The sequence below is a fragment of the Psychrobacter sp. M13 genome, assembly GCF_030718935.1.
In the GTDB taxonomy this organism is placed as follows: domain Bacteria; phylum Pseudomonadota; class Gammaproteobacteria; order Pseudomonadales; family Moraxellaceae; genus Psychrobacter; species Psychrobacter immobilis_G.
On sequence record NZ_CP132194.1, the window covers coordinates 2,018,529 to 2,032,583 of the forward strand.

At 42.9% G+C, this 14,055-nt stretch carries 14 protein-coding genes; 9 read left to right on the top strand and 5 right to left on the bottom strand.

Annotation, left to right across the window (positions count from 1 at the left end; genetic code table 11):
* Positions 1-36 precede the first annotated feature (36 nt).
* Positions 37-855: a class III extradiol ring-cleavage dioxygenase gene (locus Q9G97_RS08410; RefSeq protein WP_305898431.1), complete on the bottom strand. Its 819-nt coding sequence runs from the start codon at positions 853-855 to the stop codon at positions 37-39.
* Between the two features lie 26 nt (positions 856-881).
* Positions 882-1,334 (bottom strand): DoxX family protein, encoded by a 453-nt coding sequence (locus tag Q9G97_RS08415; RefSeq protein WP_305898432.1) that lies wholly within the window; start codon positions 1,332-1,334, stop codon positions 882-884.
* Between the two features lie 161 nt (positions 1,335-1,495).
* On the opposite strand from Q9G97_RS08415, the gene Q9G97_RS08420 reads away from it, so the two are divergent.
* Complete coding sequence (locus Q9G97_RS08420; RefSeq protein WP_305898433.1) at positions 1,496-2,413, top strand: LysR family transcriptional regulator; 918 nt, start codon at positions 1,496-1,498, stop codon at positions 2,411-2,413.
* 138 nt (positions 2,414-2,551) lie between these two features.
* Here the strand turns inward: Q9G97_RS08420 and Q9G97_RS08425 are convergent, their stop codons facing one another.
* A complete protein-coding gene (locus Q9G97_RS08425; protein WP_305898434.1) occupies positions 2,552-3,808 on the bottom strand; it encodes an LD-carboxypeptidase in 1,257 nt (418 codons plus the stop codon).
* Between the two features lie 252 nt (positions 3,809-4,060).
* Between Q9G97_RS08425 and Q9G97_RS08430 the strand changes: the two genes are divergently transcribed.
* Positions 4,061-4,612 carry a YkvA family protein gene (locus tag Q9G97_RS08430; protein ID WP_305898435.1) on the top strand — a complete coding sequence of 184 codons (552 nt, stop codon included), beginning with the start codon at positions 4,061-4,063 and terminating at the stop codon, positions 4,610-4,612.
* 133 nt (positions 4,613-4,745) lie between these two features.
* Here Q9G97_RS08430 and Q9G97_RS08435 read toward each other — a convergent pair whose 3' ends face one another.
* Both Q9G97_RS08435 and Q9G97_RS08440 read right to left on the bottom strand, forming a co-directional pair.
* Complete coding sequence (locus Q9G97_RS08435; RefSeq protein WP_305898436.1) at positions 4,746-5,039, bottom strand: hypothetical protein; 294 nt, start codon at positions 5,037-5,039, stop codon at positions 4,746-4,748.
* A 57-nt stretch (positions 5,040-5,096) separates the two neighbouring features.
* Positions 5,097-5,666, bottom strand: coding sequence for a hypothetical protein (locus tag Q9G97_RS08440; protein ID WP_371747868.1), 570 nt, complete (start codon positions 5,664-5,666; stop codon positions 5,097-5,099).
* 280 nt (positions 5,667-5,946) lie between these two features.
* On the opposite strand from Q9G97_RS08440, the gene dnaQ reads away from it, so the two are divergent.
* The 7 genes from dnaQ to Q9G97_RS08475 all read left to right on the top strand — a co-directional run bounded on the left by dnaQ (position 5,947) and on the right by Q9G97_RS08475 (position 13,990).
* Positions 5,947-7,608 carry a DNA polymerase III subunit epsilon gene (gene dnaQ, locus Q9G97_RS08445; RefSeq protein ID WP_305898437.1) on the top strand — a complete coding sequence of 554 codons (1,662 nt, stop codon included), beginning with the start codon at positions 5,947-5,949 and terminating at the stop codon, positions 7,606-7,608.
* A 66-nt stretch (positions 7,609-7,674) separates the two neighbouring features.
* Positions 7,675-9,369, top strand: a complete 1,695-nt coding sequence (locus tag Q9G97_RS08450; RefSeq protein ID WP_305898438.1) for a hypothetical protein — start codon at positions 7,675-7,677, stop codon at positions 9,367-9,369.
* 46 nt (positions 9,370-9,415) lie between these two features.
* Positions 9,416-10,387, top strand: coding sequence for an NAD(+) diphosphatase (nudC, locus tag Q9G97_RS08455; protein ID WP_305898439.1), 972 nt, complete (start codon positions 9,416-9,418; stop codon positions 10,385-10,387).
* A gap of 101 nt (positions 10,388-10,488) precedes the next feature.
* Complete coding sequence (locus Q9G97_RS08460) at positions 10,489-11,334, top strand: RnfABCDGE type electron transport complex subunit B (RefSeq protein ID WP_201569436.1); 846 nt, start codon at positions 10,489-10,491, stop codon at positions 11,332-11,334.
* A gap of 58 nt (positions 11,335-11,392) precedes the next feature.
* Positions 11,393-12,088: an endonuclease III gene (gene nth, locus Q9G97_RS08465; RefSeq protein ID WP_305898440.1), complete on the top strand. Its 696-nt coding sequence runs from the start codon at positions 11,393-11,395 to the stop codon at positions 12,086-12,088.
* Positions 12,089-12,370: 282 nt separating this feature from the next.
* Positions 12,371-13,537, top strand: coding sequence for a methionine adenosyltransferase (metK, locus tag Q9G97_RS08470; RefSeq protein WP_305898441.1), 1,167 nt, complete (start codon positions 12,371-12,373; stop codon positions 13,535-13,537).
* A 108-nt stretch (positions 13,538-13,645) separates the two neighbouring features.
* Positions 13,646-13,990, top strand: coding sequence for a DUF3144 domain-containing protein (locus Q9G97_RS08475; RefSeq protein WP_305898442.1), 345 nt, complete (start codon positions 13,646-13,648; stop codon positions 13,988-13,990).
* The last annotated feature ends 65 nt before the right edge of the window (positions 13,991-14,055 follow it).

The window sequence follows — 14,055 nt, forward strand, 5'->3', positions numbered from 1 at the left end:
TTTATTAATAATTAGGTTTGTATCTGCTCATTAAAGTTAGCCAAACTGAAAGGCTGATAACTGAGTCTTAAGCACTTGCTGGGAGTAAACCTTATGACCTTTATCTCCCTCTGCTGCGCCTACTGCTACCATAAGTGGCAACAAATGCTCCTCTGCACCTAACAAATGAGAATCCAAGGCATAGGGCGCTTGCTTCCAATCACAAAGACCAGCAAAGCGCTCATCTTGATCAGCTGCAACCGTGGTCGTTAACCACTCATCAAAACGCTCTGATGGCACAGTAAAAGTTGCATCGTTGTAGCCATCCATATTGTGAAAGCTCATACCACTACCGATGATTAGCACCCCTTCTTGTCTTAATGAAGCTAGTGCTTTACCAGTAGCTATATGCACCTTTGGATTTAAATCATTGCGCAGCGATAGCTGTACTACAGGAATGTCTGCCTCAGGGAACATAAGCTTCAACGGTATAAACATCCCATGATCAAAACCTCTAGAGCGGTCTTGATTGTTATTTATACCTGCATCGGTAAGCAGCTCACTGATCTTTTTAGCTAATACGGGGGCGCCAAATGCAGGATAAGTCAATTGGTAAGTATGCTCAGGAAAGCCAAAATAATCGTAAATAAGCTCAGGTTGCATGCCCGCGGTAATACTAAACTCAGGCGTCTGCCAATGGGCGCTAATTACCAAAATAGCTTTGGGACGCTGTGGCAGACGATTAGAAATACCTGTCAAAAACTCAGCCATTTTGTCCCAGGTACTAACTGGTTGCCACTTCATAAAAAAGCATGGTCCTGCACCGTGAGGTATAAACAATACTGGCTGCTTGACTAGGGTTATTTGACGGTTCATAAGCACGAAGCCTTTATTTATAATCGTTAAACCTGCCCTGTTTTCTCTGAGAATGCATTATCAATACTGAGATAGCCACCGCCTTGTACGGCTAACGCAATTAGCGCCACCATCAACACTAGTGCGTACTCATAGCCACCATCAGCCGCAAACAATCCATTACCGATATGCACAGAAAAAATAGCAACGAGCATAGTAAAGGCTGCAACTATGGCAGCAGGTCGCGTCAGCAGTCCCAGCACTAAAGCAAGGCCACCGAAGAATTCAGCGCTTCCTGCTAGTATTGCCATTAGTAAGCCAGGCTCCATACCCATACTGCTTAGCCATTGAGCTGTTCCTGCCAGTCCATTACCACCGAACCAACCAAATAGCTTTTGGGCTCCATGAGCCATCAAAATCAAGCCTACAGGTACACGAAGAATTAAAGCTGCCGATCCAGCATCTGTTGCAAAAGCTTTATTCAATAATGAGTTTTTCATCGAGGATTACTCCATAGCATTTCAATAAATAGGCGGTTAAGCCATTAGGTATAGACATACTTTACTATCAACAGCAGTAAAGATTAAGACAAGATATATTGAATGATAATCAACATATCATTTATAATAAATTCATTACTAAGATAAATAAAGGACGAGACATGGATAGAATCGACGCGATGCGTGCTTTTGTAGCGGTAGTGACAGAAGGCAGTTTTAGCAAGGCTGCCATTACTATGCAGCTCTCCCCGCAGTTGGTGAGTAAGTATGTGGCAAAGTTAGAGGAGCAGTTACATACTCGCCTGCTCAATCGCACTACTCGTAAAGTAAGCGTGACTGAATCTGGCAGCCAATATTTTATCCACGCGCAGCAGATCTTATTGAGTATCGATGATATGGAGGCGCAATTAGGCGGCTTACAGCAGCATCCTAAGGGTACTCTTCGAGTCAGTGCCCCTGTCTCATTTGCTTTAAAGCATATGGCAAAATTGATTGCTGACTTTCAGGCAAGCTATCCTTTAGTCACTGTTGATTTACAACTAAGTGATAGAAAGGTGGATATCGTTGAAGAAGGCTTTGATATTGCCCTGCGTATCGGACAACTTGAAAGCTCATCACTTATTGCTAAAAAAATCGCACCCATTCGCGTAGTACTGTGCGCGTCACCTGAGTATTTAAAGGTTCATGGCACTCCTAAACGACTTGAGGATCTAGAAGCACATCGCTATTTGCATTACAGCTATATGAATGTAGAGACTAAGGGAGAAATATTTAAATACTTAAAAGCAAAACAGCTTAAGGAAAGTAGTGTTTTTCGGAGTAACAATGGCGATGTCTTAGTAGAGGCCGCTATTGAAGGCGCAGGATTGGTGTTACAACCAACTTTTATTGCTAGTAAAGCACTAAATGCTGGCAAACTAGTCATAGTACTGCCTGAATATGAGCCAAACCCTTTAGGCTTATATGCCGTTTATGCCCACAAAAAGCTGCTACCTTATAAGATTAGGTGTTTTATTGATTTTATGACGGACTATTATGGTGCGCCGCCGTATTGGGATGAGCAAATAACGGTCACCTAACTAACCGCTTGGATAGCTGTATGATTAACACTTTTAAAGTTTGCTATTCTTGTGTTAGAAACGAACAAAAAAGATAATAATTATGGCTCATTGCTACAGCATCGCCCGATAATACTGTTATTAAAAATAGTGACGACATCATTGGCGCGTTGAGGGAAAAATATGCCATAACCCCTCAACATTCACAGCCCCAGCATCAATAACAGGGTAATCGGCAAAACGTAATCGATAACCGCCACTATTATCAGCACTTATCTCGCAAGTCGCCCCAAGCGGAAAGCTTTGCTTTTGTGCAATATGCCCAAAGCGCATACCGTTATAGATAGGCAATCCTGTCAGCTCATGCAAGTTTTGAATGACGATAGAGATATCATAGCGCGCGTCATAGCTGTCCTCACCTGTACCCGTAATCGCGCCGAATACTATCGCTTGCTGATCTTTGAACACGCCTGCTAAGTACAAATCATAAAGCATACGCTCGATGCGATAAGTCTGCTCACCGACGTCCTCTAAGAACACAATTCCGCCTTTGATACGTGGCAAATACGGACTACCTGCCAGCGCTGATACCACACTGAGATTACCACCCCAAATCGTGCCCGTTATCGTTTGTGTGGCGTTAGTCGCTAATACGGTAGGTAGCTTTTCACTCGTAATCGCAGCGCTGGCAACATCGATAATGAGGTTCGGATCAGTCAGGGTTTTGGCAAACTGCCGACAGCTGACTTGATCGGGATTGGTTTTGCCAAACTCGCTATACAGCATCGGCGCGGCAAGTGAGCTCATATTCCCTTGCGCCAGTAGCGCACACTGAATAGCGGTAACATCGCTAAATCCTGCCAGTATCGTTCCGCGCTCGGTCATAATGCGACCAAGCGTTTGCCAATCAATCAGCGGCAAAATGCGCATAGCGCCATAACCGCCGCGCACCCCTAATAACAGCTTGGGCGCAGCGATAGCACCCGTAGCGATATTCTGTAGATCACTGGCGCGTTGGCTATCAGTACCCGCAAAACGCAAATACTGACGATCAGTAACCGCTGGATTGTTAACTTTAAATCCCGAGCAAGCCATACGTTGTAGAGCTAACTGATTGCGGGTATCATTAGCACCAACATTGGAGCTGGCAAATAGACGCGTCTCGATAGTAGGCGTTATGCAATTTGCTTGAGGCTTAGCATCGGCAGCACTAGACGATATTAATTGATTACTATCTATCTCAGAGGTTGGCAGATCATCTTTGGTCAGTTGCGCATCGTTTCTGTTTTGCTCAGCAGTATCAGTATTTAATAGTGCTTGGGCGATACTTTGACTGGCAAGTAAGCTGGCGCTTGCCCCTACTCCCACCTTGCACAAAAACCGTCGGCGACTAAGCATATCAGTCCTATTTTTCATCACTCTACCTTTCATTTGATTTTAAGCGCTCATCACAGACTATACAGCCCCTAGTCTTACTTCAAAGCTTGTCATTGCCTTAAATAAAACGATACATAATACCTTATCAGCTTGTTTGGCGCATGCTGTTACTCTTGCTATAGTAGTTAAACGTGAATGGCAGCTGAGTATTAGTAATAATCAGATATAAATAGTAGCTAAGCGTAAACAGCATTAAAGTATAATGTTTTATAATAACAAGGATGATAAAAAATGACTGATATCGATGAAAACAAAGAAAAAGATGAAAAAGGCCTTTTAGATAGCCTAAAGCTGATTGTCAGCAAAGAGAGTAAAATTAATGATCAACTTAATAATGGTAAAGGCTTGCAACGTTACGCTAAGGATCTGCTATTACTATTCAGTTTAGCCAAAGATTATTATCAAGGTAATTACCGCGACGTCCCTTATAAGACTATCTCCGCCGCTGTTGTGGGCTTGCTCTATGTGATTAACCCGATCGATATCATTCCTGACTTTATTCCCTTTATTGGTCAAGTGGATGACGCTTTGGTATTGGGGTTCTGTCTAAAGTTAATTGAAAAGGACTTACTTAAGTATAAAAACTGGAAGGATGGGCAAACCGAAGATAAGCAGTCAAAGAATAAAGCCAATAGCGCAACCAGCGATGAGCAAGATAACAGCAAAGCTGATAATGATGATGACAAAGAAGCTGACGACGAGAAAACCAATAGTGATGATGAAGATAAAAAAATAGTATCAGAGGTAGATAGTAATGATGAAGATTCAAAGTCTAAAACTTAAATAACCGTTAGCTTTAACAAAAAACACGGTCAGAAAATATTTTCTTTGACCGTGTTTTTGCTTATATAGTTTTGAAATAGCGTATTTGACAGTTTCGCCCCAACAAGTATTCAACATTAATAAAAAAGGCTTATCAAATCAATGACTTTTCTGGTTTTAAGCCAAATGAGAATACAAAAGTCGCCACAATGCTATTAATAATAATAAACATCAAGTCCAGCTGAATATGACCCAACATATAACGCCCAATCATCCATGAGATAATCAACATAATAATAAAAAACCCACCTAGATACCCCAAAATAGCAGGATGCTTTAGGGTATAAGGCGTGTCAGACTCAAGCTGCTTGTCTAGTACCTGATTGCGGATAGCCCAACCTGCGGCATAAGATAAGCCGCCTAATATGACATAACTCAAAAAATTCATAGCTGTTGACTCTTATAATGCTTTTACTTTTATAGGGCGTTGTTATCTTTTTATGGATCAAATACTCTCATTGACGTTGTCGATGACTATATTGGCATGCGGATTAGCCAAGATATCAGTGTTAACCTCATCACACTCAACCCGATAAATAGTATTCGCGCCTTTATAAATATAAGATAAATATTCACTATCTAATAAAGGGTCTATATTAGCATAGACGGGCTTGACGTGAGCCAATACTAACACTCGATCAGGACGCGCGATTACCCCATCGACGTTATCTGGATCGATAGAAAAGAACTTTGGAATCTCACTGTTATCGACCACTTCTAATTCCTCTGGATCATCCCAAACTCGGTTAGCGCTGGCCGGCTCTTTCATTTGCATGACCCACGCGCCTTGTTGCTCACTGACTTTGATCTGTGCAGGTTCATCGAAACTGACGGTATAGCAGCCCTCAAAGACAGACAAATCAACGGCAGCGGCAACTTCAGTCTCAGCGACGCTGTCGGTATTATTACAAGCAGTTAATGACAACATGCTACCGATAACAGCCGTTAGCATAAGCGCTTTTAGCTTGTTATCTTGAAAAGGTTGTTGGCAAGCAGCTTTTGAGCATATAGGCATAAGGTAGTTATCCTGCATTAAAAATAAAATGGTAGTGATATTTTAACAAATATTGAGGATAATTCTGTTTTGATATGTGCGCTTAAGGAGCAAAGCTTCCTATTTTTATATTTCATACTCGAGTGTATTTATTATCATCACCTTGGTTTAATTTGCTACACTACTTGTTACACTAAGCGGTATAAAATAGCGCTTTAACGGTCATACCAAAAATAGCTGGTCTCAATAAAATTAGTGTTATCTCTAAACTAAAATAACTAGCCCTTATCAATGAGCTTTTATGTCAGAAAACGTTATGTCAGAGAACTTAAGTAACCATCACACAACTAATCCTATGGCAGCAAAACCAAATGTGACCATCGCTTATACCGATGGTGCCTGTAAGGGTAATCCTGGCGCTGGTGGTTGGGGCGCGCACCTTATATTTAGTGATGGCAGCAGTCAAGACCTATATGGCGGCGAGCCAGAAACGACCAATAATCGTATGGAGCTGATGGGGGCAATCTCCGCCCTCAAGCACAGTCCGCAGGATATAAAAATAGAGCTATGGACGGATTCGAGTTACGTCAAAAACGGCATTAACGAGTGGATTGCTAATTGGAAAAAACGCGGCTGGAAAACGGCAAGTAAAAAGAGCGTTGCCAATCAAGACTTATGGCAGCAATTAGATGCGCTAAATAACGCACGTGATGTAGATTGGCATTGGGTAAAGGGCCACGCAGGACACGCGGGTAACGAAAAAGCCGATGAGCTGGCCAATTTAGGGGTCACGTCAAGTAGCGAGCGCGATACTAATAACGCTATTAAAAACGCTATTAAAAACGCTATTAAAAAAAAACAGCCTTTAGCGATTGATGCTGATAATGATTGGCTAAGCTTTGACCCGCTAGGTCTTGATGACTTTGAGGATGAAGAGGCACAAGAACTAGAAGATACTGTTTTGTTAAACGACTCTGTCACTACAGAAAAAATTTTGACCGTTGCAGCGAACCATAAGCCTTATGATACAACACCTATATCCGAGATGTCGACAACTAAGCCGATGAGTACCGATACGATGATTGCAAATACTACAACTTCAAATACTGTGATTTTAGACCCAGTGAATTCAGACCCTATGATTTTAGACCCTGTAAATACAGATAATGATCATCAAACAGACCTACCAAAATTCGATGGTGATACCAGTCGCGCTAATCCACATTTTCGTCCCTTATTACCAAAGCCTATCCATCGCGGTGAGAATGATCGTCAGCTGATTATGGATACCGAAACCACAGGCTTAGATGCGCTCAAGGGCGATCGAGTGATTGAAGTGGGTATCGTTGAGATGGTTGGGCGCAAATTTACCGGTGAGAAGCTGCATGTTTATATCAATCCGCAGCGTGGAATGGATGAAGAAGTCATAAGAATCCATGGTATCTCAGAGGCTTTTTTGACCGATAAGCCGACCTTTGATCAAGTGGCACAGTCACTTTATGAGTTTATGGATGGCGCTGAGATCATCGCTCACAACGCTTCTTTTGATATGAACTTTTTGATAATGGAATTTGATAAAGTAGGTATGAGCGACTTTGCACAGCGTGTGCAAGTTACCGACTCCCTTCTCATGGCCAAGCAGCAATACCCAGGACAGAAAAACACCCTTGACGCTTTAGTACGTCGCCTAGATGTCGGTAAACAAGATCGTACCTTTCATGGCGCGCTATTAGATTCAGAGATTTTGGCTGAAGTTTATCTGGCGATGACGGGCGGTCAAGTGACGCTAGCTATTGAAGAGGACGCGCAAAGCGATGGCGGTTCGACGACTCATGCCAACTTTGCTACCCTTGCAACGTTATTATTGGAGTCGAGCAGTAATACTGCGGCCAATCACACTTGGTTTGCTAATTTGGCAACAGAACATCCTGAGATTAAAAATAAGATGTCGCAATGGGTCTAGGGTCTAAATAATCTTACAATAATAATTTTTATACTTTTAGTTTGTCTCTTTTTAAGGAAGATAATTATGCGCCAATCTGAACCATTAGGACTGAGCACGCCCATACTTAGTATTACCAATTTTGATCTACCGTCCCTTCATTTATTACATAAAGAGATTGCCCTCACTCTAAAAGATGCTGAGTTTCATCTTAGTGAATTTAATGATGACCAACAGCAGGTCGATTTATTATTGGACTCAGTAGAAGTTTTTAAGCAGCTGGCTGGTATTTTTGAGATGATCTCGCTAAAAGGTGCAGAGGTTTTAAGTAGTGCCATAGCAGGCGGATTACAGCATTTATTTGATAGTGAAAACGATGATAATACAGCGCTGATTATGGATTTGTCAGAAGCTATTATGACGCTTGATCGTTACGTCGAATTTGTGCTGTTGACAGAGACCGTAGAGCCTACTTTACTAGCAACCATTATAAATAAGCTACATGCGCACCAATCAAAGGAGGCGATAGATGAAAATTATTTTTCTCGCTTTGGTAGCAGTAGTGTCGTCATCGCTAACCCTGAACAAAACTTTGAGCCATTGAGCGCACTTGATGTAGATACGGAGCTGCTAACCCATGCCTATCGTAGTGGTCTTGCGGTTGTGCTTGCGAATACTGATGGTCAAGTTAGTGCTGCTGAGAAGCCAAAGGTTGAGGCTATGAGCGCTGCTTGTGCATTGATTGCCACTCATTCTCAAAGTCTGTTTTGGCAAGCGGCTAATGCCATCGTGACTGACATTGAGCAGATATTGCCGCTGAATATTCGCTATAAGCATACGCTAATTTATTTGGAGCAGCAGTTTCAAAACTATTTACCCGTTGTCGACACTCGCTTCGCTGATTTAGTCAGTTTGGCTTGCCAGCGTAATCATGTGCAGGCTGAGCAGCTCTGCGAGCAATACTCTAGAAATACCTTGGATAGCTCGCAACGTCTGCAGTTGAAGAATTTTTTATTTGGTCCCAATCGAGAAGTAGTCAACACGCTGCATGCTTTGTTTCAACTTCAGATAAATAATATTAAAGAGAAAGTCGACAGCTACTCGCGTGGCAATTTTTCGAATTTTGCAGTGACGACTGCCAAATTTCAAGCAACGGCAATCGCCACTGATCTGTTAGAACTGAGCTCAACGTTACGTTTGTTGGTTTTGGATAATGCAGCGGCGGCTATACAAGATGCAGGCCAAGCGGTTATGCAGTGGCAAAAGCCGAGCCCTGATGATTTTGATCATTTATTGCTGGCGCTGATGAGCGCTGAAAACGCGATGATCACTATGACTGAGAAGCATACACCCGGCGAGATCTACTTGTGTATCAGTAATACTAATATTTCACTACATCAGCTCAATAGTGCTTATGAAACTTTGCTCAAAGAGAGCCGCGTCACCTTAGTTCGTGCTGAACAAATCATTGATGATTACTTGACGATAACAGAGAATAATTCACTAATTTTAGAGCATTTACCTGAAATGTTATACCAAGTTGCTGGGGCGATGCGTTTTTTACAGCTGTCGATTTCAGCGACTATGCTCAATCAATTGGCAAAATTTCTGGAGCAGCGTTTTGCAGGTAATTTGCCTTTTAATGACGATATACTCGCCAATATTGCTAATGTCATGATGTCTATTGATTATTATCTAGAAAACTCTCAACATAACAGGCCTATTAGTAAGCAATCCTTAAATGTAGGACAACACAGCTTAAGTCAGTTGCTTGCTGCCTAATCTATACCCGTTTGGCGATAAACACTTTTTTAATATTGGATAAGTTATGACTTGCGCGTTTGTATTTAAAGATGAAACGGTATTATGCCATCAAACCGCAGATGGCATACGTCCGCTACCAGTTTCGCTTTCTACCCCATCATCAAATCAAACCTCTGATGCTCAACATACTCCAGTCTATCAGCTTGGGTGCGTGCCCTTATTCGCTGCTATAGAGGTTCATGAGACAAATAGATTATCATCACCAAGCGCTAATGAAACAGGCGCTAATAAAGAGCCAAACGCGGCAACGCTGTTTGCTATCAGTCATGCCTATGCGCTAAGCCATAAGCTGGCGCTACCCACAATCGTTGACGCTGACCATATCAATGATTTGACCGCTTGTCATGCCGATACCGCCGCCTTTATTGCCTATCGGCAGCTGATCACACTAATGCCAAGCTCGGTAGCTGATACGCTCAGTCAAGGCATTCAACTGCTACGCTGGCGTGAAGATACCCAGTTCTGTAGTCGTTGTGGTGCTGCTGTCAATAGCGCTAAATCAGGCGAGCGCTCGATGGTGTGCTCGGTATGTCGATTGCGTCAATATCCACGCGTACAGCCCTGCGTCATCACTGCCATAACGCGCCCTAATCCAGAGACAGGCGAGACCCAGATATTGCTCGCTCATCATCATCGTTATGGTCAGACCAGCTTGCCGCTACAGTACGGTTTGATTGCAGGCTTTGTCGAGGTGGGTGAAAGCTTAGAGCACGCTGTGGTACGTGAAGTTGCTGAGGAAGTTGGTATTACTCTAAGTGATATCCGCTATGTCAGCAGTCAGCCTTGGCCTTTTCCCTCAAACTTAATGCTGGGCTTTCGCGCCAGCTATCAAAGCGGTGATATTGTACTGCAAGAAGATGAGCTATCGCATGCAGAGTTTTTTGATTTATCAGCTTTACCGAAGATACCTTTTAAGGGCAGTATCGCTTACGATTTGATTGCCCAAATTGCCCAAGAGCAAGGCGTAGTGATTTAAACCTTTATTGATTCTTAAATATGCTCGTTATTTTTGAAGATAATTAGTTTTTTAAAAAACATAGCGACTACTTTTATACCAGCCTATAGGCCAGTCATCAGATGCCAAATAACTCGACCCTCCTTCCTAATAATAAGCGCTTAGACAAGCTACCACTGCTATTTGATACGCTAACGATTGAGACCATGCCGCTAGCAGTACAACAAAGAATAGCGCTTATTGACGCCTGTCTGCCACAGACTCAATGTGGTCTATGCGAGCACCCTGACGGCTGTCTGCCCTATGCAACAGCTATTGTTGTAGATGGCGAACCCTACAATAAATGTGTGCCTGGTGGTCAGCCAGTGACCGACGCTATTGCCTTAATTATTGAGGCGGATGATAAAGGGTCACTGAGCGCTGAGCCATCAAAATGGCCTCTAGACTTATCATCACAGCGCCCTACAGAGGTACGCGCTATTATCCGTGAGGATGACTGTATCGGCTGTACAAAATGCATTCCCGCCTGTCCTGTTGACGCGATAGTCGGTACGGGCAAGCATATGCATACCATCTTCACTGACCTGTGCACGGGCTGCGAGTTATGTATAGCCCCTTGCCCTGTTGATTGTATCGATTTAGTCGTCATTGAGCGTGAGCTGACTATTGATGAGCGCATGCAAGAACAAAACGATCTGCGCTTGCGTTATCATACTCATCTTAATCGGGTAACTGAGCAGCTTGCCGATAGTAGCAATGCTAGACCCGTCGTCAGCATGGTTGAGGCCAAATTGAATAACGCGGCCAGTCAAAGTCTCGATATAAGCGAGCAGCAAGCAAAAGACACTATTGCAGCAGCAAAATTGCGTAGTAAAATTAAAAAGCTAGAAAAGCAGATCAGTGTCCGTACCAATGCTACCAAACAAGAAGAGCTTGACGCTCTAAAGACAGAACTGGCTCTGCTTTAAACACTGAAAACAAGCCCTCTTAATTCGCCTAGATACCAACAATTAGATAACAACAATTATGAGTAAAACCGTCAAATATAAAACCGCAGATACCCCGCCGTCACGGCTTATGCCTATGCGTAACGTTAGGCCATTCTTTGAAAAGCTAGCGGCGACGATTGAAGAGCCGGTCACAGAGCTGCGTTTTGATAGCAACTTTGAGCTACTTATTGCGGTGATTCTTTCCGCCCAAGCGACTGATGTTAGTGTCAATATTGCCACCGACCAGCTCTATCCTGTGGCAAATACCCCTGAAGCCATATGGGCATTAGGCATTGAAGGTCTTATTCCCTACATCAAAAATATTGGCCTTTATAATGCTAAAGCAAAAAACGTTATTAAGACTTGCCGTGATTTAATAGACAAATTCGATAGTACCGTCCCCGACAATCGTAAGGATCTAGAGTCGCTGGCGGGTGTCGGTCGCAAAACAGCTAACGTCGTATTGAATACTGGCTTTGGACAGCCTACTATGGCGGTTGATACTCACATCTTCCGCGTCGGTAATCGTACTGGCCTTGCCACTGGCAAAAACGTATTGATCGTTGAGCAAAAACTGGTCGCGCGCATACCTGAAGACATGATAATAGATGCCCATCATTATCTGATCTTACATGGACGCTATACCTGTCAAGCGCGTACGCCTAAATGTGGCAAGTGCCCTGTCTATGATGAGTGTATGTTTAAAGATAAAGCTGATTTTTTAGAGCTATAGCTATTAACTTTCGACTATTTTTTGATAGCTTTGAAACGCTAGATTGATTGACTCTTATTTCATCCATGATATAGATATCAAAATAGCACGAGTATCAAAGCAACGGCTATGCCCTCCAGTAATCGCAGCTTTGCTAGCGCTGGTCGGCTATTATCAAACCTAGCCTAGAGTTTTAGTCAAAATCACGGTAAGATATGGTAATTTTTTTGACTCACTTTTTCTAATCATCTTTGAAAATTATTGAATATCTAATAACAGTCCCTGCAATTAAGCGATCCTACTATGCGTGAATACAATTTATTTACCTCAGAATCTGTAAGTGAAGGCCATCCTGATAAAATGGCTGATCAAATCTCCGATGCTATACTTGATGCTATTTTGCGAGAAGACATCAATGCGCGTGTCGCTTGTGAGACTTTAGTCAAAACGGGCGCAGTAGTGTTAGCGGGTGAAATTACAACTACAGCCAACATTGACTTTGAGCGTATCGTCCGTGATACCGTAAATGGCATTGGTTATCATCATTCAGACCTTGGCTTTGATGGCGAAACTTGTGCGATTATCAATATGCTGGGCAAGCAGTCGCCTGAGATTGCACAAGGCGTTGACCGTCAGAATCCAGAAGAGCAAGGTGCAGGCGATCAAGGTCTGATGTTTGGCTATGCGAGCAACGAGACTCAAGTGCTGATGCCAGCGCCTATCGAATACGCGCATCGCTTGATGCAGCGTCAGTCCGAATTGCGCCGTGCAGGTGAGCTACCTTGGCTACGTCCTGATGCCAAAGCGCAAGTAACGCTCAAGTATGATGGCAATCGTCCTGTCGCTATCGACGCGGTTGTACTATCGACTCAGCATGATCCGAGCATTTCACAGACAGATCTGCAAGAGGCGATAATGGAAAACATCATTAAGCAGGTACTGCCAGCAGATTTATTGCATAAAGGCACGCGCTATCATATCAATCCAACAGGAAAATTCGTCATCGGTGGCCCTGTTGGCGATGCAGGCTTGACGGGTCGCAAGATCATCGTCGATACTTATGGCGGTATGGCGCGTCATGGCGGTGGTGCTTTTAGTGGTAAAGATCCTTCTAAAGTCGATCGTAGCGCCGCTTACGCGGTGCGCTATGTTGCCAAAAATATCGTCGCCGCTGGTATTGCGGATCGCTGTGAAGTGCAGATTAGTTACGCGATTGGCGTGGCAGAGCCGACTTCTATCTCTATCAATACCTTTGGTACCAATAAGATCAATAATGATGAGATCATTCATCTGATTCGTAAGCATTTTGATTTGCGCCCCTATGGCATCACCCGTATGCTAAACTTGTTGCAGCCTATGTACCAGCAGACTTCTACCTTTGGTCATTTTGGTCGCGAAGGCTCTGAGACTGCCTTTACTTGGGAAAAAACCGACAAAGCTGAAATGCTAAAAGCGGATGCTGGTTTATAACCTTTTAATACGATCAAAAACCTGACATGATCAAAAACTTGGTCTGATCAAAAACTTAGTATAATCAAAATAAGTAACGCTATCCCTTATATTTATTAGGACACTCTTATGGCTCAAAATGACATTGAAAACAATAATGCTGATTCAAGCGTTGAGATCACCCCTGAAATGCAAGCGTTTTATCAACGTGCCGATGAGATAATTGGTGTCGCTAATAGTCAATTAGGTGACAATGCGCATTCAGGTCAAGTCGGTGCTTCCCTACTCTATGCAGCAGCGCGCTATAGCGCTTCTGTGGCCTCAATCGGCTTTGTAAAAGGCGATGACTTTGCTCAAGAAAAAGATGACATCGTTGAGTTTTATACCAAGCAATATCGTCAGATGCTCAGTGATAACTTAACGGATTATGCACAGAATTTTGAAAAATACATTAATATTGAAAAACAGTCTTAATTAGCAATATCACTATTCATATATTGAAGAGCCTATCTATAAGATAGGCTTTTTTTATACCAAAA